We start from the raw sequence: 20,677 nt of genomic DNA, 5'->3' as shown, positions 1-20,677 counted from the left end.
CCATGATGTTCAACGGGTCCGACATTGACACCGTGCTGCTCGATATGGACGGCACGCTGCTTGATTTGGCGTTTGACCGCTTTTTCTGGCTGGAGCATGTCCCTGACATCCTGAGCACCCAACGCGGCATCCCTGCTGCTCAGGCCCGGCTGATTATTGAAGAAAAATATCAGGCCGTAGCGCATACGCTAAACTGGTATTGTCTGGATTACTGGTCACAGGCGTTGCAGTTGGACATTCATGCCATGACCTGGGAACAACGTCACCGGGTCAGTATCCGCGCGGATACGCTGCCTTTTCTACAGGCACTGCGTCGCGCGGGTAAGCGCACCATCCTGCTGACCAATGCGCATCCCTGGAATCTGGATGTGAAACTCAAACAGACAGCTTTAGCACCACACCTTGATTTATTGCTTTCCACCCATACCTTTGGCTATCCGAAAGAAGATCAGCGTTTGTGGCAGGCAGTTGAGCAGCACACTGGCTTTGATGCATCGCGGACATTGTTCATCGATGACAGCGAAATCATCCTCGATGCCGCCAAATCATGGGGAATCGGCTGGTGCCTGGGCGTCAGTAATCCTGACTCTGGCCGTCCTGAACAACACTTTCAGCGTCACTGTGCGATCAGCGACTACCGCACACTGATTCCGTTCTGGGAGCAGCAATGAAAGAGAAACCCGGCGAAGGCGTTCGTCTTGATAAATGGCTTTGGGCGGCACGGTTCTACAAAACCCGCTCGATTGCGCGCGAAATGATTGAAGGTGGCAAGGTTCATTACAATGGTCAGCGGAGTAAACCCAGTAAACTGGTTGAACGGGATGCTGAGTTAACCCTGCGTCAGGGCAATGAGGAGCGAACGGTCGTCATTGCCGAAATCAGCGAGCAGCGGCGCCCCGCCAGTGAAGCACAGCTGCTTTACCGCGAAACCGAAGCCAGTATTGAAAAACGTGAAAAAGTGGCTCTGGCACGCAAGATGAATGCGCTGACCATGCCCCATCCCGATCGCCGGCCCGATAAGAAAGAACGCCGCGATTTGATGAAGTTTAAGTTATCGGGCGATGAGTAAACCGGCTACTGAGCCGGTTATCGTCCGCCAAAAGAGAGAAAAACTATGTCTGTACAAGATCAACTGCGCCGCTATTTGTTTGAAAATGCTGCCGTCCGCGGCGAACTGGTTAATGTTTCAAACACCTGGCACGCTATCCTTAAAAATCACGACTACCCGCCAGCCGTACAAACGCTGCTGGGGGAGTTACTTGTGGCAACCAGCTTGCTGACTGCCACGCTTAAATTTGACGGTGAAATTACCGTGCAGCTTCAAGGCGATGGCCCCCTGACCTTAGCCGTGATCAATGGTAATAATCAGCAGGAGTTACGTGGCATCGCCCGCATGAAAGGTGACATTCCTGACGACAGCACGCTCAAAAGCATGGTGGGTAACGGCTATCTGGTTATCACCATCACGCCTGAAAAGGGCGAGCGTTATCAGGGCGTGGTAGGACTGGAAGGTGACACGCTGAGCGACTGTCTGGAAGACTACTTTATGCGCTCCGAGCAATTGCCGACCCGACTGTTTATCCGCACCAGCGACGCAGGCGCAGCCGGGATTCTGCTGCAGGTCCTACCGGCTCAGGACACGAGTAAAGATGACTTTGAGCATCTGGCGACGCTGACAGAAACCATTAAAACCGAAGAGCTGATTGATTTGCCTGCAACCGATGTCCTGTGGCGGCTTTATCACCAGGAAGAGGTGACCGTTTACGATCCGCAGCCGGTTGTTTATAAATGCACATGTTCACGCGAACGCTGTAGCGAGGTGCTGAAAACCCTGCCGCAGGAAGAAGTTGACGAGATCATTGCAGAAGATGGCAAAATCGATATGAACTGCGACTATTGTGGATCGCATTACGTATTCGATGCGGTAGACATTGCCGGGATCCGCAGCAACTCCGTTGAGAACAGCAATCGACTTCACTGATCGGACCAGGGCGGTTATGCCGCCCTGCCTGCCTCACTGCTATGCCATTAATTTACTTAGCAAATTATCTTTTTTTACTTTCATAACATCTTAAAAACGTTCGAAACATATCCTTAACGCGCCCTAAGTCTCATTTTTAACGAACAAGCCTTTCTCGCCTGGCACAGTAGCGTAAACTGCGCGCGATCGCGTCTCCGCCCCTCACTCTGTGGCATTTTAAGGACGCGATCCCAAACTCTCTTTGCCCTACAGAACAGACACCGATTTAAGGAGCAGTAAAATGCGCGTTAACGGCCTGACCTCGAAAGCCCTTGCCGACCTGGGCATCACCGATACCACTGAGGTGGTTCATAACCCTGATTACGCTACGCTATTTCAGGAAGAGATGCGTCCGGAGCTCGAAGGTTTTGAGCGTGGCACCCTGACGCAGAGCGGCGCAATCGCCGTTGATACCGGGATTTTTACCGGGCGCTCGCCCAAGGATAAGTACATTGTGCGTGATGACACCACGCGCGATACGCTGTGGTGGAACGATCAAGGCACCGGAAAGAACGATAACCAGCCCCTGTCCCAGGAAACCTGGCAGGCGCTGAAAAAATGCGTGACCCGGCAGCTCTCAGGGAAGCGTCTGTTCGTTATTGATGCCTTCTGCGGGGCTAACCCGGATTCACGCCTGAGCGTGCGTTTTGTTACCGAGGTTGCCTGGCAGGCGCATTTCGTCAAAAACATGTTCATTCAGCCGAGCGCGGCTGAGCTGGATAACTTCACGCCCGATTTTGTGGTGATGAATGGGGCTAAATGCACCAACCCTGACTGGCAGGCACAAGGGCTGCATTCCGAGAACTTTGTTGCCTTTAACCTGACCGAACGTATGCAGCTGATTGGCGGCACATGGTACGGCGGAGAAATGAAGAAGGGGCTGTTCGCGGTGATGAACTATCTGCTGCCGCTGAAGGGCATTGCCTCTATGCACTGCTCCGCCAACGTGGGTAAAGCAGGCGATGTCGCGGTATTCTTTGGACTGTCCGGCACGGGTAAAACCACGCTTTCTACCGATCCGGACCGCCAGTTAATCGGTGACGACGAACACGGCTGGGACGATGACGGCGTGTTCAACTTTGAAGGCGGCTGTTACGCGAAAACGATTAACCTTTCTGAACAGGCTGAGCCGGAAATCTATCGCGCCATTCGTCGTAACGCCTTACTGGAAAACGTCGTGGTACGTGAAGACGGCAGCATCGATTTTGCTGACGGCAGCAAAACCGAAAACACCCGTGTGTCCTATCCGATTAACCATATCGACAATATTGTTCAGCCGGTTTCCAAAGCAGGCCATGCGAAGAAAGTCATTTTCCTGACCGCCGACGCCTTTGGCGTGCTGCCGCCCGTCTCCAGACTGACGCCAGAGCAGACTCAGTATCATTTCCTGTCGGGCTTTACAGCGAAGCTGGCAGGCACGGAGCGCGGAGTAACGGCGCCAACGCCAACCTTCTCAGCCTGTTTTGGCGCAGCCTTCCTGACGCTGCATCCTACACAGTATGCAGAAGTGTTGGTGAAACGCATGGAAGCGGCGGGCGCGCAGGCTTATCTGGTTAATACGGGCTGGAACGGCAGTGGCAAGCGTATCTCACTGAAAAATACCCGTGCCATCATCAACGCCATTCTGGCCGGTGAACTGGACGATGCGCCAACGGAAACGCTGCCGGTATTTAACCTGCAGGTGCCAAAAACGTTGGGCGATCTGGATGCCGAAACGCTCGACCCACGTCGTACCTGGGAAAGCGAAGAGAAGTGGCACGCGGCGGCAGATGATTTAGCCCAGCGCTTTATCACTAACTTTGAAAAATATACCGATAATGCGGCCGGTGCCGCGTTGGTAAAAGCAGGTCCTCAGCGTTAATCACAGCGGCGCGGCTTAACAGGCCGCGCCGCTGCTGTTTAACTCAGTGCAAGGTTGCTGTTGTTGGCGCCCGACTCCGGGCTTTCCGCTAAGGGTAACCAGGCACGGATACGTAATCCGCCGCGTTCACTGTCACCGATCTCTAGCGAACCCTGATGCGCATCAATAATGCGCTGGACGATCGCCAGCCCAAGGCCCGTGCCGCTGGTGCTGCGTGCGCTGTCACCGCGCACAAATGGCTGAAAGAGATGCGCCAGCTGATCCGGCTTAATGCCGGGACCGTCATCTTCAACCTGGAACCAGGCCCTATGCAGCTCGCGTCCGCTGCTGACTTTGATCCAGCCGTTGCCGTAACGCGCCGCGTTCACCACCAGGTTAGCCAGGGCGCGCTTAATCGAAAGGGGATTAATCTCCAGCATGAGCTCTTCTGCCATGACGGCGTTTTCAATTTCACGTTCATAACCGCTTTCTGCGGCCACTACTTCGCCCAGCACGCTGTTAAGATCGGCCAGCTCAGTCTGCATCTCCTGCCCGGTGCGCAGGTAATCGATGAACTGCTCGATGATGGCATTGCACTCTTCGATGTCTTTGTTAATCGACTCTGCCAGGTAGCCATCCTGTTCATTCATCATTTCCGTCGCGAGCCGGATGCGCGTCAAAGGGGTGCGTAAATCGTGGCTGACGCCCGCCATCAACAAAGTGCGGTCATCGGCAAGCTGCTTAACGCCCGCCGCCATTTGGTTAAACGCGCGCGTCACCGAACGCACCTCTGACGCACCGTATTCACGTAATGGTGGGGGAATAATGCCCTTGCCCACCTGTAATGCGGCATGTTCTAAATCGACTAACGGGCGGTTCTGGATGCGGATAAAAAGCCATGCGCCGCCTATCGCCAGCAACATTATCGCCAGGGTATAGCGGAACAGCGGCGAGAAATCACCCTGATGAATTTCCGTTAACGGCACCCGTACCCAAATGTCGGGCGATAGCCAGGTTTTGAGCCAGACAACAGGGGAGTTTTTGTTGACCTCGACGCGAACGTCTGTCGGGCCGCCAAGCTGCTGGCCCATCTGATCGCTAAGGAATTTGTAGTGCTGCGCCCAGCGCAGTCCGCTCTCCTCTGCCGCCGCATTGGTATAAAGCGAAATACCCAGTTCACGATAAATTTCGCGACGAAAAGCGGGCGGCACTTCCAGCTGCGTACCATCTTCCAGTTGTAAACGGTCGGTCATCAGCATACGCACTTCGTAGGCGAGGACTTTATTAAACTGTTGCAGGCTGGGAAGAATGGCAAAGTTCAGCACCACCAGGTAGGTCGTTACCAGGCTGACGAACAGCAAGGTAACGATCAACAACAGGGTGCGTGCAAATGAACTTCGTGGCGAGAAGCGCAGCCGCCTCATGCTTTACTGCCGTCCGGAACAAATACATAGCCCAGGCCCCAAACGGTCTGGATGTAGCGTGGATGGGCCGGATCTTCTTCCACCATGCGTCGCAGGCGGGAAATCTGTACGTCGATAGAACGTTCCATGGCGCTGTACTCCCGACCACGGGCCAGATTCATCAGCTTATCGCGCGACAGCGGCTCACGTGGATGGCTTACCAGCGCCTTGAGAACGGCAAATTCACCGCTGGTCAACGGCATAGGTTCGTCTTCACGGAACATCTCACGCGTGCCCAGGTTAAGCTTGAACTTGCCAAAAGCGATGACCGCTTCTTCCTGAGACGGCGCACCGGGCAGTTCATTGGCCTGACGGCGCAATACCGCACGAATACGCGCCAGCAGCTCACGTGGGTTGAACGGCTTTGGAATATAGTCGTCAGCACCGATTTCCAGCCCAACGATGCGATCCACTTCTTCGCCCTTGGCGGTCACCATAATGATAGGCATCGGGTTGCTCTGACTGCGCAGGCGGCGGCAAATGGAAAGACCATCTTCGCCAGGCAGCATCAGATCAAGCACCATTAAATGGAAGGATTCGCGGGTTAACAGACGGTCCATCTGCTCGGCGTTGGCGACACTGCGCACCTGAAAGCCCTGCTCGGTAAGATAGCGCTCTAATAGTGCACGTAAACGCATATCGTCATCGACGACCAGAATCTTGTAGTTTTCTTGCATTTTTAACTCCCAAAGGCGCTATTGCCTGAGCCGATATTGTTAAAAAAAGATGCGGCACAGTGACAGTGTTTAATGGTTTATATTCTAGTCAAAATTGTTACAAAGCATATTAAACAGCAGCTTATATTTAAATTTTGGTCTGACGGCCGGGCAAGCTGCGTAATGACCACGGCGTTGAACAGAATACGGCAAATCTGAAATATTGGGTAAAATTCCGCTATTCACTGGTTTAGACGCGGCACACCGTGGCACAGCACTTGCAAATTCAAGCGCTTGCCGGAAAATTTGACTTAAATGACGTTCGTATCTGACGACGAATCCCGTATAGTCCGGTTTTTTAGACTGATAACAGCATAATATTCGGAAAAAAAACAGGTTAATACGCGACCTCTCTCGGATTAGTTTGAGAAGCCTCCCGAACAAGGCCATCTGCAGGTAAAGAGAGATAAATCAAACAGTAAAGCCCGCTTTGCGGCCCAATGGATTTCACCCACACTATAGCGACACCAACTTGCCGCTTTACGGGGAAACCATAATGAAAAAAACGATTTTACTGCTGAGCGCACTGGCTTTGGCCAGCGTCGGTCAGACTTATGCCGCAACCGCAACCGGTGAAGCCGCGGGCGCACAGGCAACGACCACCGCTCAGGGTAACTCCAACGCGATTGGTATTGGCGCAGTCGCCGCTCTGCTGGGCGTTGGACTGGCAACGGCTGGCGGCGGCGGCGGTGACGGCACCAACAGCAGCACCTCGACGACCACCTCGACCAAAGCCGGTAAGTAATTCCTGCCGCCACGGAACCGCACCGCTCTGGATATGACAGCCCCATTCTCTGTCATCGCCGTATAAGGGTTTTTTAACAGGTAAAAAACCCTTTTCCCACCTCTTTTTCGCCACGCACGATTTGCTTTACACTGATCCTCTTTCGATTTGACCGGCTTGTACCATGAGAACCCGACTGATTACCCGAGAAGGTTTCAACACCTTAAAAGCTGAACTCGATCACCTGTGGCGTGAAGAGCGACCTGAAGTCACCAAAAAAGTGACCTGGGCCGCCAGCCTCGGCGACCGCAGCGAAAATGCGGATTATCAATACAATAAGAAACGCCTGCGTGAAATTGACCGCCGCGTGCGCTATTTGAGCAAGAGCATTGAGCAACTGCGCATTGTGGATTATTCACCCCAGCAGGATGGCAAAGTATTTTTTGGCGCCTGGGTTGAAGTCGAAAACGATGACGGCGATGTGAAGCGCTTCCGTATCGTGGGTTACGATGAGATTTTTGGCCGCAAGGATTACATCTCAATTGACTCGCCCATGGCGCGGGCGCTGTTAAAAAAGGCCGTCGGCGACGCGGCGGTAGTAGAAACGCCAGCGGGCCCGGCATGCTGGTATGTCAATGAAATTAGCTATGTTGAAGGCTGATTCAGAATATCGCTGAAAGCAGGCCGCTTCTCTGGCAATTTCAGCCATCAATCCGTATAACTATCGGCTATTTCTCAACCCAGAAAGCATAATAGTCCGATGATGAATGTTCTTAGCCAGCTAATTGCAAGTGAGCTACAGGCGCGCCCTGAGCAAGTTGATGCGGCCGTCCGCCTGTTGGATGAAGGGAATACCGTGCCGTTTATCGCACGTTATCGTAAAGAGGTGACGGGCGGCCTGGATGATACACAACTCCGCCAGCTCGAAACCCGCCTCAGCTACCTGCGTGAATTATCCGAGCGTCGGCAGGCCATCCTGAAATCTATAGAGGAACAGGGAAAACTCACCGACGATCTGGCGAATGCCATCAATACCACCCTCAGCAAAACCGAACTTGAAGACCTCTACCTGCCCTATAAGCCTAAGCGCCGTACGCGTGGCCAAATCGCGATTGAAGCCGGGCTGGAACCCCTGGCCGATACCTTATGGCAGGATCCTTCACAGGACCCTGAGCAGTTGGCAACAGGCTATGTGAATGTGGATAACGGTGTCGCTGACGTTCGTGCGGCGCTGGATGGCGCGCGTTATATCCTGATGGAGCGCTTTGCTGAAGATGCCGCCCTGCTGGCTAAAGTCCGCCACTATTTGTGGAAAAATGCCCATCTGGTCTCAAACGTGGTGGAAGGCAAAGAGGAAGAAGGCGCGAAATTCCGCGACTACTTCGATCACCATGAGCCGCTGCACAGCGTCCCTTCGCATCGCGCGCTGGCCATGCTGCGCGGTCGTAATGAAGGTATTTTACAGCTGTCGCTGAATGCCGATCCGCAGTTTGATGAGCCACCGCGCGAAAGCCACGGTGAAACCCTGATTGCGGAACACCTGAATCTGCGACTGAATAACGCACCGGCTGACAGCTGGCGCAAGGCCGTGGTCAGTTGGACCTGGCGCATCAAAGTCATGCTGCATCTGGAAACCGAGCTGATGGGTACCGTTCGCGAGCGTGCGGAAGACGAGGCCATTAACGTCTTTGCCCTTAACCTGCACGACCTGTTAATGGCGGCACCTGCGGGCATGAGGGCCACGATGGGCCTGGATCCCGGCCTGCGTACCGGTGTGAAAGTTGCTGTGGTTGACGCGACCGGCAAGCTGGTCGCCACCGATACAGTTTATCCGCATACCGGGCAAACGGCCAAGGCGGCGGCAGCGGTCGCGGCGCTGTGCGTGAAACATCAGGTGGAACTGGTCGCCATCGGTAATGGCACCGCCTCACGTGAAACCGAGCGCTTCTTTCTGGATCTGCAAAAACAGTTTCCCCAGGTCACCGCCCAGAAAGTGATCGTCAGCGAAGCGGGCGCCTCAGTCTACTCCGCGTCTGAATTAGCTGCGCTGGAATTTCCGGATCTGGATGTCTCACTGCGTGGCGCAGTGTCGATCGCCCGTCGCCTGCAGGATCCACTGGCCGAACTGGTGAAAATCGATCCGAAATCGATCGGTGTCGGCCAGTATCAGCATGACGTCAGCCAGAGCCAGCTAGCAAAAAAACTGGATGCGGTGGTGGAAGACTGTGTGAACGCTGTCGGTGTCGATCTCAACACGGCTTCGGTACCGCTGCTGACGCGCGTGGCCGGGTTAACCCGCATGATGGCACAAAATATTGTTGGCTGGCGCGATGAAAACGGCCGTTTCCAGAACCGTCAGCAGCTTCTCAAGGTCAGCCGTCTTGGGCCTAAAGCGTTTGAGCAGTGCGCTGGCTTCCTGCGCATCAACAACGGCGATAATCCACTGGATGCCTCGACGGTGCACCCGGAAGCTTATCCGGTGGTGGAACGCATTCTGGCCGCGACCGAGCAGGCGCTGAGTGAGCTGATGGGTAATCCCACCAGCCTGCGTAACCTGAAAGCGTTGGACTTCACAGACGACCGCTTTGGTTTACCGACTGTGACCGACATCATGAAAGAGCTGGAAAAGCCGGGCCGCGATCCCCGTCCTGAGTTTAAAACGGCACAGTTTGCCGAAGGCGTGGAAACCCTGAATGACCTGATGCCAGGCATGGTACTTGAAGGCGCCGTGACCAACGTCACCAACTTTGGTGCGTTCGTTGATATTGGCGTGCATCAGGATGGCCTGGTTCATATTTCTTCGCTGTCGGACAAGTTTGTGGAAGATCCTCATCAGGTCGTAAAAGCGGGCGACATCGTTAAAGTTAAAGTGATGGAAGTGGATCTGCAACGTAAGCGCATTGCCTTAACCATGCGCCTTGACGAGCAGCCGGGAGAAGGCAACGCGCGTGGCGCTAAGAGCGGTGCGCCACGCGAAGAAAAACGTCCGGCCGCGAACAAAGGCCGCGCACGTCCTGCCAGCCAGCCCGCAGGCAACAGCGCCATGGGCGACGCGCTGGCGGCGGCATTCGGTAAAAAACGCTAGTTACGCACCACGCAGTCACCTCTTATCCCTGTCATGGAGAAGGAGGTGACTGTCATCCTTCTCTCGCTGGTCGCTCGTTTTATCTGAACAGAAAAAACGTTCCAGGCCGCCCCTGTTTACCTTCTGACGCGGGCGCGGTTGCCGATGTGGGGCTTCACGCCTGCTGCTTTGCACTGGCTTTTCAGGCCGACCTGGCACGTTTGAGTTGAAAATCCCCGCCCTGACGCTACGCTAAAAAGACGCCCGTCATAATAACGACACCTGCTGTGGCACCCTTTGATAATGGAAAAGATCACTGCTTTAATCGATAAGATTTATGCCGATGCCTTTCCTCAGGCTATGCGCGAACGCCTGCTCGCCACGATCGTTGAAGCCCGTGACACCACTAAGCTGCCGAGAAAGGCCCACTGGGATGAGCAGGACGTGGTGCTGATTACGTATGCCGATCAGTTCCGCGAGCCGGGCAAACCCACACTCAACACCTTTTCACGTTTCTACCAGCAGCATTTGCACGCCACGTTTCCGCTGGTGCACCTCCTGCCGTTTTATCCCTATTCGTCTGACGATGGCTTTTCGGTCATTAACTACCATCAGGTCGATCCACTGTGTGGCGACTGGCAGAACATTGCCTTACTGCATCAGGAAACGCGCCTGATGTTCGACTTTGTCTGTAACCATATGTCAGCGCATAGTGCGTGGTTTAAACATTATCTTGCTCAGGATGAAGGCTGGGATGATTTTTTTATCAGCCTGCCGCCCACCACCGACCTCAGCGCGGTCACGCGGCCAAGAACGTCACCGTTGCTCACCCCCTTTACGCTGGAAAACGGTGAAATCCGCTTTGTCTGGACCACGTTCAGTGCCGATCAGACTGACCTTAACTTTGCCCGTCCCAGGGTGCTGGTGCGCATGGTAGAGGTACTACTCGACTATCTGAAACGTGGCGCGGACTATGTGCGACTGGATGCGGTGGGATACATGTGGAAAACGCCGGGCACGAACTGTATTCACCTCGAAAAAACGCATCTGCTGGTCAAACTGTTTCGCGCCATTGCCGACGTGGTCGCACCCGGCACCGTCATCATCACCGAAACGAATGTGCCGCACAAAGACAACATCAGCTACTTTGGGAACGGGCAAGACGAAGCCCAGATGGTGTATCAGTTTTCCTTGCCGCCGCTGGTGCTGCATGCCATCCACACCGGATCGGCTCGCGCTCTGCGTCAATGGGCCAGCACCCTGCAGGTGGGCAATGGCAATACAACCTTTTTTAACTTCCTGGCCTCGCACGATGGTATAGGTCTTAATCCGGCACGTGGGATTTTATCGGAGGTGGAGATCACGGCGCTGGTGCGCGATCTGGCACTGGAGGGGGCGCTGATCTCTTATAAAAACAATCCTGACGGCAGCACCAGCCCATACGAAATCAACGTGACCTATTTCGACGCGCTTAACCGTGAAGGCGATGACGACGAAACGCGCCTCAAACGCTTTATGCTGGCGCATGCTATTTTACTGGCCTTTCCGGGTGTTCCAGCCGTCTATATTCAAAGCATCCTGGGATCGCGTAATGACTATGACGGCGTACGTGAGGCAGGCCATAACCGGGCCATTAACCGGCAAAAATATTCGCTCTCCGCTATCGAAGACGCACTGGTGAACAGCGACGGCTTACGCCATCAGGTTTATACCCGGCTGAGCAAACTGATTCAGCAGCGTCGACGCCAGACGGCCTTTCATCCCGACAACCCGTTGACGTTGTTTCAGAGCGATAATGCCCTGCTCATCATGAAGCGTTATTCGCATAACGGCGGTGATGAATTACTGTGTGTGTTTAATCTCAGTGGCAGGCAGATTGAAGCCCCGTTACCGGAGGCGCATCTTTTTCAGGATGTGGTAAGCGGTGAGAAAATTGATGGCACCCAGCCAGTAACGCTGGATGCCTGGCAATTCATGTGGCTACGATAATTACTTGTACACTTCCGCTGTCGCACTGAACTTACCGTGCTCACGACCCGCGATCACCAGGAAGTATTTGCCACCCTTCTCATCAGCGGCCTCTGACAGCTTCTTCTTGGCATCCATCGGCGACGTGGTTTCGGCCGTGGTATTTACGGTGCCGATTTTGGTCAGATGCATCTTCTGCACTTCTTCTTTGGTGACTTCTTTCGCCGCCAGAGCAGAGAATGACACTGCGCCCATCATCATTGATGCAACAACCCATTTCATAACCTTCATTTGTCTACCCTCATTCATGATCCATTGTTGAGATGTAAGCAGCCGCAAATCGCTTAAGGCTATATCGAACGGCATAGTCATCTCCCTGACTAATCGCATAGAAGTGCAGCGGCCTTGCTCACTCATGAAGTATTGCCGCTGCGCAGAAATTTGCCAGTAACGGCCAGGGTTATCTGTCTAATTTGCTGATAAATGAAACAATGTGCTGGCAGAACGCATCCGGGTGCGAAATAAAGGGGGCATGTGCCGCTTTGTCCGTTACGACAGACGGCGACGTGGGCAGCAGCGGATCGAGTTGCTGCACAATCCGGCGCGGCACCAGACCATCCAGCGCGCCATACATCCGCAAAAAGGGCAGCGTAATGGCCGTAAGCCTGTCACGCAAGTCATCGTCGCTCAGAATCGTCAGGCCGCCATTGAGCACGTCCACGTCTGGCATCGGCTGCGACAATACCACCTCCTTGAGCTTACGTGCATCCGCCCGAGCGGTTTCCGTTCCCATGGTCTGCAGCGCCAGAAAACGCTCGACGGTACGCTGAAAATCGTGACTGAGCTGCTGCTGGAAGTTATGCAGGGTTAAGGGGGCAATACCCGGCCAGTCATCGCGGGCCGTAAAACAGGGCGAAGAAGCCACCGTAATCAGGGCGCGTAACCGCTCTGGCTCGCTCAACGCCAGCTGTGTGGCGACCAACCCGCCAAGCGACCACCCCAGCACAATGGCGCGAGGCGGCAGAAAGGGCACCAGTGCCTGCGCCATCTGTTCCAGCGACAGGGCAGCAAACCCGCGGCTGCGACCATAGCCAGGCAGATCCACCAGGTGCAGGCGAAACTGTGCGCTGAGTCGCGGCACAATGTTTTGCCACACTTCCGCATTCAGTCCCCAGCCGTGCAGCAGCACAAGATCGTCATCTCCTTCGCCACAGGTATGCCAGTAAAGTGAGCTCATCCGTTACTATTCCATGATTGATAAGGAGGTCACTATGCTACCAATGCCCGCCCTGTGTTGGCTATGTAAGTTACCCTTGCGGATTGCCCTGCATGGACTCTGCAGCATTTGCCTGCGCCAGCTACCACGGCTGCCGTCACTGTGTCCGTGCTGCGGCCTGCCTGCCGCATCCGATGCCCTGCCCTGCGGTCGTTGCCTGCTTAGACCGCCGCCCTGGCAGGCGCTAATCTGCGTCAGCCACTATCAGCCCCCGCTCAGCACATGGGTGAATCAATTAAAATTTTCGGGTATTACCGCACTCAGGGTGATGCTGGCCCGGCTGCTTTTGCTAAGCTGGCTCAATGCGTATCGCAGAGGACAGACCGTTCGTCCCGACTTACTGATGTGTGTTCCGCTGCATGCCCGACGCTGCTGGCGGCGCGGTTACAACCAGACGGCCCTGTTGGCAACGCCGCTGGCACGCTGGCTGGAGTGTGAATTCAGCCTGGCGTTATCCCGTCAGCGCGCCGGCGCCGTTCAGCATCAGTTGAGTGCCCGTCAGCGGCGCCGCAATCTACGCGGTGCGTTTTGCCTTGAAACGGATGTTAACGGACGCCATATCGCCTTAATCGATGATGTGGTGACGACCGGCAGCACGGTCAGAGAAATCAGCCGCCTGTTACAGGGGCGAGGCGCAGCCAGCGTGCAAGTGTGGTGCCTGTGCCGTACCTTGTAGAGCCTGAATGATGGGCGTATTATAACCAACTAAATTAGTCAACTATTGAGCAACTGACATGATCCGAATTACTGATTCTGCCCAAGAGCATTTTTCAAAACTGCTATCCAAACAAGAAGATGGCACCCAGATTCGCGTATTCGTGATTAACCCGGGTACGCCAACTGCCGAATGCGGTGTGTCCTACTGCCCGCCGGATGCGGTAGAAGCGACAGATACTGAACTGAAATTTGAAAAGCTGTCAGCCTATGTGGATGAGCTGAGCGCGCCCTATCTGGAAGACGCTGAAATCGACTTCGTAACGGATAACCTGGGTTCGCAGCTGACGCTCAAGGCGCCTAATGCCAAAATGCGTAAAGTTTCCGATGATGCGCCGATGGTTGAGCGTGTTGAGTACCTGTTACAGGCTCAGATTAACCCGCAGCTGGCAGGCCACGGCGGTCGCGTTTCGCTGATGGAAATCACCGACGACGGTTTTGCTATTCTGCAATTCGGCGGCGGCTGTAACGGCTGTTCGATGATCGACGTCACCCTTAAAGACGGCATTGAGAAAGAACTGCTGGCGGCGTTCCCGCAGCTGAAAGGCGTGCGCGATATCACCGAACATCAGCGTGGCGAGCACTCTTTCTACTGATGTTTACGCGCGACAGCCCGGCTGTCGCGCGCATCCGTTATCCTGCCTTGCGTCGTTTAGTCACGGTTTCCAGCAGTTTATTCACGTTATCGTCGGCAAAAATGCGTTCCAGCGGCTGCGCGAGCTTGCGCCGCCAGTTGGGATATTGGTCGACCGTTCCCGGCACATTCACCGGCGTCGTCATCCCCAGCCAGTCTTCCGGCTGTAGCCCCAGCAGCGCACTGTTCGTGCCCGCCAGAAAACGGTGAACGGACTGATTCAGTTCGGCCGTCATCGCCAGAGCATCCGCCCGCTTTGCGCTGCGCGACGGTACGGCTCCCGCTTTATGTAGAGCATCCAGTAAGGCCTGTTTTTGCTTCATCCGCTGCTGCTGCAGGTTCTGTACCATTTGCCCGTCTGGATAAAGCCCGATTTTCTCGCCAAGCTCTAAATCACCTGCACTCCAGAAGCCGGTCAACGTGGGTAGATCGTGCGTACTGGCGCTGGCAATGGACTGGCGTGGATAGGCCTGGGGGGCACGGTAATTCCCCTGTTTTTCCTGCTCAAACCACAAGACTTTCCAGGAAAACACGCCGCTGTCGCGCAGCAGGCTGACGATCTCTTTAGGTACCGTACCGAGATCCTCACCAATCACCATACAGCGCAAACGCTGGCTTTCCAGCGCCAGAATGCCAAGCAGATCGTGCACAGGGTAAGCGACGTAGGCGCCTTTATCCGCCGTTTCACCTGCCGGAACCCACCAGAGGCGCAGCAGAGCCATGACGTGGTCAATACGCAGCGCCCCGCAGTCACGCATATTGGCGCGCAGGATATCGATAAATGGTTGATAGCCCCTGGCCTGCAAGACGTGAGGATCCATTGGCGGCAACCCCCAGTTTTGCCCCAACGGCCCCAGCCTGTCAGGCGGCGCGCCGATTGATGCCTTAAGGCGGTACAGCTCCGGATCGTGCCAGGTTTCGGCACTGCCTTCGGCCACACCGACCGCTAAATCACGATACAGCCCCACGCTCATGCCCAGCGCCTGGCTCCGTGCCCAACACTGAGAGAACTGCTGCTGTGCCAGCCACTGTAACCACTGCCAGAAGGCAATCTCATCCGCGTGCTGCGCGCACCAATCCTGAACGTCAGAAGACTGACTGTTACGCCAGCGCTCAGGCCAGGCCGGCCAGCCCGCGTGCGTGGCACCTTTCCCCTGCATTTCAGCCTGCAGACCCTCATAGGCCGCCTGATAGCGCAGGCTGTCGCCCCCCTGCTGGATGAAATCCGCAAACTGCTGCTTCTGTGCGTCTTGCGCATCGCGCGACTGGAACCGGGCCCAGCCGTGACGTAATGCCGCAATTTTCAGTGCCATAACCGCGTCATAATCCACCCATTCGCTTTCACGGGCTTGCTTTAACGCCTTTTGGGTTTTGGCACTTTTCCACCACTTCTGACCCGCGCTGCTTTGTTGGAAATCGGCAACCTGTGCCACATCGATGTAAATAATATTCAGCCAGCGGCGCGATGAAGGACTGTAGGGGCTGGCAAAAGCGGGGCTGGACGGATAGAGCGCATGCAACGGGTTCAGGCCAACAAAGTCGCCGCCGCGTGCGGCAAGCTGCTCCAGCAACATTTCCAGATCGCCAAAATCACCGATGCCCCAGTTTTTCTCTGAACGCACGGTATAAAGCTGAACCAGCGCCCCCCAGCGTTTCTCTCCGGCGCGCAAGGCCGGTGGCAGATAACAACGGCGCGGTGTCACGATCACGCGCGTCTGCCACTCACGCTTGCCCTTGCTCAAGGTCAGCTGGTGATAACCCTGCCCCAGAGGCGAAGGCAGTTTAAAGGGCGCACCGCCTTCGAGGGTTCCGCTAAGGGTTTTGCCTTTCTCTGTCTGCAACTGCCAGCGGAAGCTGCCGTCCATCTGAGGCGTCAGCTCGCGTTTACGATTACCGCTAAAAACCACAACGGGGGGCAGCGGAGATTTACCGGCTTTCTGTGGGTTTTCCATTATGCCCAGTAAGGCGCGTTTGGTATCATCGCTGATGGCTTCAGGTTCACCGTTCGCATCGAAATACGTGAGCGCTATTCCCGCCGCCTGGGCGGCTTTATCAAGTGAAGTGGATTTCATCGCAATTCCTTAGCGTTGCGCCTGCCAGATGCGCTGTTGATAGTCCCGAATCGACCGATCCGAACTAAAAATACCGGTTCGCGCCGTGTTGAGAATGGCCGCGCGCGTCCAGGCTTCCCGATCGCGCCACAAGGCCTCAACCCGTTTCTGCGCATCGATATAGGCCTGATAATCCGCCAGCACCAGCCAGGGATCGCCATTTTTTGTCAGGCTATCCAACATTAGGTTGAATGCATGCTTATCGCCATGACTGAACGTTCCTTTTTTCAGTGATCTCAACAGTTCATCCAGCTCCTTGTTGTGCTTACGGACTTTTTGCGGTTTGTAGCCTCCGGCCTTGAGGGCTTTAACGTCATCCACGGTATTGCCAAAAATAAAGATATTTTCTGCCCCTACCTGCTCCGCAATTTCCACGTTGGCGCCATCCAGCGTGCCGATAGTCAGCGCGCCATTCAGGGCCAGTTTCATGTTGCCGGTGCCGGAAGCTTCATAGCCTGCGGTGGAAATCTGCTCTGACAGATCGGCGGCGGGAATCAGGTATTCGGCGGCCGTGATGCGGTAATCCGGAATAAAGACCACCTTCAGCTTGTCGCCGACAAGCGGATCGTTGTTCACCACCTCTGCCACCTTGTTAATGGCATAGATAATGTTCTTTGCCAGGTAGTAGCCTGGTGCCGCCTTTGCCCCAAACAGAAACACTCTGGGAATGATACTGGCGTCATTGGGGTTGTCGCGGACGTTTTTATAGCAGTGCAGAATATGGAGCAGACCCAGATGCTGACGTTTATATTCATGTAGCCGCTTGATCTGCACGTCAAAAATCGCGTTTGGGTTAACCACAATGCCGGTGTGCTGAGCAATATAGGTGGCTAACCGCGCTTTGTTGTGTTGCTTAACCGCGCGAAAGCGCTCACGGAAAACGGGATCGTCGGCGTAAGGCTCAAGGCCCTGCAGCGCGGTCAGGTTGTTGACCCATTCACGCTTCAGGGTGTCATCAATCAGGCCAGCCAGCGCAGGATTGCACTGCTTTATCCAGCGGCGCGGCGTAATGCCGTTGGTGATGTTATGAAACTTCTGCGGCCAGAGCTGATGGTACTCGGGGAAAAGATCCGTCACGACCAGCCCGGAATGCAGTTCAGCCACGCCATTCACCGCAAAGCCACTGACAACGCAAAGATTAGCCATTCTGACCTGCCCCTCGGCGACCACAGCCAGTTTGTTCCAAAGCGCTTTGTCATCAGGCCAGCGCTGTTTAACCTGCTGTTTGAGGCGACGGTTGATCTCTTTGATGATCATCATGTGGCGCGGCAGCAGGCTGCGTATCAGCTTCTCATCCCAGCGCTCCAGGGCTTCGGGCATTAAGGTGTGATTGGTATAGGCAAACACGCGGCTGGTGATGTGCCAGGCCTCGTCCCAACTTAGCTGGTGCTCATCCAGCAGCAGGCGCAGCATCTCCGGAATGGCGATAGTGGGATGCGTATCGTTAAGCTGAATGACCTCAAAATCAGGCAGCGCATGAATGCTTCTCCCCGCCTGATGATGGCGACGCAAAATATCGGCCACCGCACAGGCACACTGGAAATACTGCTGCATCAGACGCAGGCGTTTGCCCTGTGGATGGTTATCATTGGGATAGAGCACTTTGGTCAGGCTGGCGGCATCAATCCCCTGCTTCTCAGCCTGCAAAAACTGACCGTCGTTGAACAGGGTCAGGTCAAAGGGATGCTCACTGGTCGCTTTCCACAGCCTCAACGGCAGGGTGACGCCATTGCGATAACCTGTTACCGGTAAATCCCAGGCTTCTCCACGAAGATAAATGGCGGGCTCCCACACTTTACGCCCGTCATCCTGCTTAATGACTTTTCCGCCCATCGCGACGCGGACATCCAGCGCGGCGTTATGCCGAAACCAGGGGTACGTCTCGCGCGCCCAGTCGTCGGGTTCCTCGACCTGTTTCCCCTCTGCAAAACGCTGGCGAAACAAACCGTACTGGTAGTTAAGCCCGTGCCCGGTAGCGGGCTGCCCAACCGTCGCCATTGAGTCCATGTAACAGGCAGCCAGCCTGCCCAGGCCACCGTTCCCCAATGCCGGATCAACTTCTTCTTCCAGTAATTCGCTTAACTCAACCTGGTATTCCGCCAGCAGGGATTTGACCTCGTCGTACCACCCCAGATTCATCAGGTTATTTCCTGTAAGGCGCCCCAGCAGAAACTCCATTGAGAGATAGTTAACGTGACGCTGGGGTTGCGCGCCCCGGACCGCCGGTTGGGCGTTGAGCAATTCGTTGACCGTGGCACTCAGTGCCTGCCACCACTGGTGTGGCGTCATTTGTTTTGCGGAGGAGAAACCAAGATGCTGCCAGTGGCGGGTTAACGCAGCCTGAAAACGGGATTTGTTGAATTTCTGCTGTGGCATATCACTCCCTTTTGTATCCATATGGGTAAAGCAAAAATGGAATGCGCATGGGCCAGCCATATTGCTGGCGGCCATGTTAATTAAATACGCGAGTGGAGAAAAAAGCGACAGGCAGGTTTGAAAAACGCCAGTGATCTGACTGGCGTGCAGGTTTCAGCAGAGTTCGAGGTGAACCTCATGCTGTTCAATAACTTTCATGATGCTGTTAGGCGGCATCTTATCGGTGTAGAGATAGTCAAGTTGGCTCATATTGCCCAGATTGACCATCGCATTACGGCCAAATTTCGAGTGGTCTACCACCAACATGACACAGCGGGAGTTTTCGATGATGGCGCGTTTGGTACGGACTTCGTGGTAGTCAAACTCCAGCAGCGATCCGTCCATATCGATGCCGCTGATCCCGAGGATGCCGTAATCAAGACGAAACTGTGAAATAAAGTCCAGCGTCGCTTCCCCCATGACTGCGCCGTCACGCGTACGCACTTCTCCACCGGCGATAATGACCCTGAAGTCTGGCTTGCCCATCAACAGCATTGCCACGTTCAGGTTGTTGGTCACCACGCGTAAATCGCTATGGTTTAACAACGCATGTGCCACGGCTTCTGGTGTGGTACCGATATCAATAAACAGCGTCGCCCCGTCCGGTATCTGGCTGGCCACCCGCTGTGCGATACGCGCTTTTTCAGCTGACCACATCATCTTGCGATCCTGCCAGGCGGTATTCTCTGAACTGGAAGGCAAGGCTGCGCCGCCGTGGTGGCGCTGAATTTTATTTTGATCGGCAAGGTCGTTTAAATCACGACGAATCGTTTGTGGGCTGACCTCGAAATGATCGACCAGCTCCTCAGTACTGACATATCCCTGACGCCGAACCAGATCAATAATGGCGTCATGACGTTGCGTCTGCTTCACATTCCTCTCCTGTTTCGGGCTTATTCTTATTCGTTGTGACTACCGTTTACGCTTGCGTGTGTCGACAAACGCCATTGCCAGTCCGACAAGCAGGCCACCAACGTGTGCTGCGTTAGCGATAGCCAGACCAAATGCACCAAACCAGCCCACCACCAGCCAGACAAGTGCAAAGCCGATTAACCCACGCTCCAGATAAACACCGCTGTCGGGATCGCGTTCACCGCGCAGCCAGCAGTATCCCATCAGCGCATAGACCACACCGGACAGGCCGCCAAACCAGATACCGCTAAATTTCGACTGAAGCCAGCCGCTGAGCAGTGCAGAAATGATAAAAATAACAAAAAGCTTACCGCTGCCCAGACGTTTTTCTACGGCTCCACCGAGATACCACCACCACATCAGATTAAACAGGATGTGCAACAGTGAAAAGTGAAGTAGCACATGGCTGAACCAGCGCCAGATCTCAAAATGTTGATCGGCATCTGGCCACGCCAGCCAGTACATTACGGTACGATCGCCCAGTACCTGCATCAGCACAAATACCGCAATACAGGCAAACATAACCACCATGGTCAACGGCCCGGCACGCTCACGGATGTTTGCCCAGATATTGCTTCGCTCATAGCGCAACCCGCTGTCGGTTTTACCACTGTGCCAGCTTGCCGCCTGGTAGCGCGGATGGTTGGGATCGCGCACAAACTGCTGAAGTTCGTTTTCGACCATCGAAAGCTGGCTTTCATCATCCAGCATAATGACGTAATGACTTTCACGTTCAATACGCAATTTCACGCCGCGCGTTGCCATATAGTCAACAAAAGCCTGCGCCATGCGCGGCTGGTTAAATTGGGTAATGCGCATT

The 20,677-nt window shown here is 54.8% G+C and carries 18 protein-coding genes; 10 read left to right on the top strand and 8 right to left on the bottom strand.

Translation table 11 applies throughout. From position 1 onward, the window contains the following. The first annotated feature begins 5 nt into the window (after positions 1 to 5). The 4 genes from yrfG (at position 6) to pckA (ending at position 3,881) form a co-directional block, all read left to right on the top strand. Complete coding sequence (gene yrfG / locus AAIE03_RS19620) at positions 6 to 671, top strand: GMP/IMP nucleotidase (RefSeq protein WP_370620537.1); 666 nt, start codon at positions 6 to 8, stop codon at positions 669 to 671. Then, positions 668 to 1,069, top strand: coding sequence for a ribosome-associated heat shock protein Hsp15 (gene hslR / locus AAIE03_RS19615; RefSeq protein ID WP_024471380.1), 402 nt, complete (start codon positions 668 to 670; stop codon positions 1,067 to 1,069). Before yrfG ends, hslR begins: the two co-directional genes overlap by 4 nt. 45 nt (positions 1,070 to 1,114) lie before the next feature. Further along, positions 1,115 to 1,981 carry an Hsp33 family molecular chaperone HslO gene (gene hslO, locus AAIE03_RS19610; RefSeq protein ID WP_013027518.1) on the top strand — a complete coding sequence of 289 codons (867 nt, stop codon included), beginning with the start codon at positions 1,115 to 1,117 and terminating at the stop codon, positions 1,979 to 1,981. A 280-nt stretch (positions 1,982 to 2,261) separates the two neighbouring features. After that, positions 2,262 to 3,881, top strand: coding sequence for a phosphoenolpyruvate carboxykinase (ATP) (gene pckA / locus AAIE03_RS19605; protein WP_019106462.1), 1,620 nt, complete (start codon positions 2,262 to 2,264; stop codon positions 3,879 to 3,881). A 38-nt stretch (positions 3,882 to 3,919) separates the two neighbouring features. On the opposite strand, the gene envZ is transcribed toward pckA, so the two are convergent. Continuing rightward, on the bottom strand, positions 3,920 to 5,284 hold the full coding sequence (envZ, locus tag AAIE03_RS19600) for a two-component system sensor histidine kinase EnvZ (RefSeq protein ID WP_013027520.1): 1,365 nt from the start codon (positions 5,282 to 5,284) through the stop codon (positions 3,920 to 3,922). After that, entirely contained in the window at positions 5,281 to 6,000 is a 720-nt protein-coding gene (gene ompR / locus AAIE03_RS19595) for an osmolarity response regulator transcription factor OmpR (protein ID WP_001157751.1), read from the bottom strand. Before ompR ends, envZ begins: the two co-directional genes overlap by 4 nt. Before the next feature lie 535 nt (positions 6,001 to 6,535). Between ompR and yjbE the strand changes: the two genes are divergently transcribed. The 4 genes from yjbE (at position 6,536) to AAIE03_RS19575 (ending at position 11,816) form a co-directional block, all read left to right on the top strand. Continuing rightward, positions 6,536 to 6,784, top strand: coding sequence for an exopolysaccharide production protein YjbE (yjbE, locus tag AAIE03_RS19590; RefSeq protein WP_014604850.1), 249 nt, complete (start codon positions 6,536 to 6,538; stop codon positions 6,782 to 6,784). Positions 6,785 to 6,947: 163 nt separating this feature from the next. Next, positions 6,948 to 7,424, top strand: a complete 477-nt coding sequence (gene greB / locus AAIE03_RS19585; protein ID WP_014604849.1) for a transcription elongation factor GreB — start codon at positions 6,948 to 6,950, stop codon at positions 7,422 to 7,424. Between the two features lie 99 nt (positions 7,425 to 7,523). Further along, positions 7,524 to 9,848 (top strand): Tex family protein, encoded by a 2,325-nt coding sequence (locus tag AAIE03_RS19580; protein ID WP_498563145.1) that lies wholly within the window; start codon positions 7,524 to 7,526, stop codon positions 9,846 to 9,848. A gap of 282 nt (positions 9,849 to 10,130) precedes the next feature. Continuing rightward, positions 10,131 to 11,816, top strand: a complete 1,686-nt coding sequence (locus AAIE03_RS19575; protein WP_498563144.1) for an alpha-amylase family glycosyl hydrolase — start codon at positions 10,131 to 10,133, stop codon at positions 11,814 to 11,816. Here the strand turns inward: AAIE03_RS19575 and AAIE03_RS19570 are convergent, their stop codons facing one another. Beyond that, positions 11,817 to 12,086, bottom strand: coding sequence for a YdgH/BhsA/McbA-like domain containing protein (locus AAIE03_RS19570; RefSeq protein ID WP_026021071.1), 270 nt, complete (start codon positions 12,084 to 12,086; stop codon positions 11,817 to 11,819). A 169-nt stretch (positions 12,087 to 12,255) separates the two neighbouring features. Next, entirely contained in the window at positions 12,256 to 13,032 is a 777-nt protein-coding gene (gene bioH, locus AAIE03_RS19565) for a pimeloyl-ACP methyl ester esterase BioH (protein WP_014594791.1), read from the bottom strand. Between the two features lie 34 nt (positions 13,033 to 13,066). Between bioH and gntX the strand changes: the two genes are divergently transcribed. Both gntX and nfuA read left to right on the top strand, forming a co-directional pair. Further along, positions 13,067 to 13,747, top strand: coding sequence for a DNA utilization protein GntX (gntX, locus tag AAIE03_RS19560; RefSeq protein ID WP_498563143.1), 681 nt, complete (start codon positions 13,067 to 13,069; stop codon positions 13,745 to 13,747). Positions 13,748 to 13,805: 58 nt separating this feature from the next. After that, a complete protein-coding gene (gene nfuA / locus AAIE03_RS19555) occupies positions 13,806 to 14,381 on the top strand; it encodes a Fe-S biogenesis protein NfuA (protein WP_013027528.1) in 576 nt (191 codons plus the stop codon). Between the two features lie 37 nt (positions 14,382 to 14,418). Here nfuA and malQ read toward each other — a convergent pair whose 3' ends face one another. From malQ to glpG, 4 genes are all read right to left on the bottom strand, one after another. Next, on the bottom strand, positions 14,419 to 16,491 hold the full coding sequence (malQ, locus tag AAIE03_RS19550) for a 4-alpha-glucanotransferase (protein ID WP_498563142.1): 2,073 nt from the start codon (positions 16,489 to 16,491) through the stop codon (positions 14,419 to 14,421). 9 nt (positions 16,492 to 16,500) lie between these two features. Next, positions 16,501 to 18,906 (bottom strand): maltodextrin phosphorylase, encoded by a 2,406-nt coding sequence (gene malP / locus AAIE03_RS19545; RefSeq protein ID WP_498563141.1) that lies wholly within the window; start codon positions 18,904 to 18,906, stop codon positions 16,501 to 16,503. Between the two features lie 153 nt (positions 18,907 to 19,059). After that, positions 19,060 to 19,818 (bottom strand): DeoR/GlpR family transcriptional regulator, encoded by a 759-nt coding sequence (locus tag AAIE03_RS19540; protein ID WP_013027531.1) that lies wholly within the window; start codon positions 19,816 to 19,818, stop codon positions 19,060 to 19,062. Between the two features lie 39 nt (positions 19,819 to 19,857). Continuing rightward, positions 19,858 to 20,676, bottom strand: a complete 819-nt coding sequence (glpG, locus tag AAIE03_RS19535; protein ID WP_013027532.1) for a rhomboid family intramembrane serine protease GlpG — start codon at positions 20,674 to 20,676, stop codon at positions 19,858 to 19,860. Between the last annotated feature and the right edge of the window lies 1 nt (position 20,677).

The sequence above is a fragment of the Pantoea sp. Ae19-2 genome (assembly GCF_059801205.1).
The sequence above is the reverse complement of the archived record's forward strand: the minus strand, read 5'-3'. Positions and strand labels throughout refer to the sequence as shown.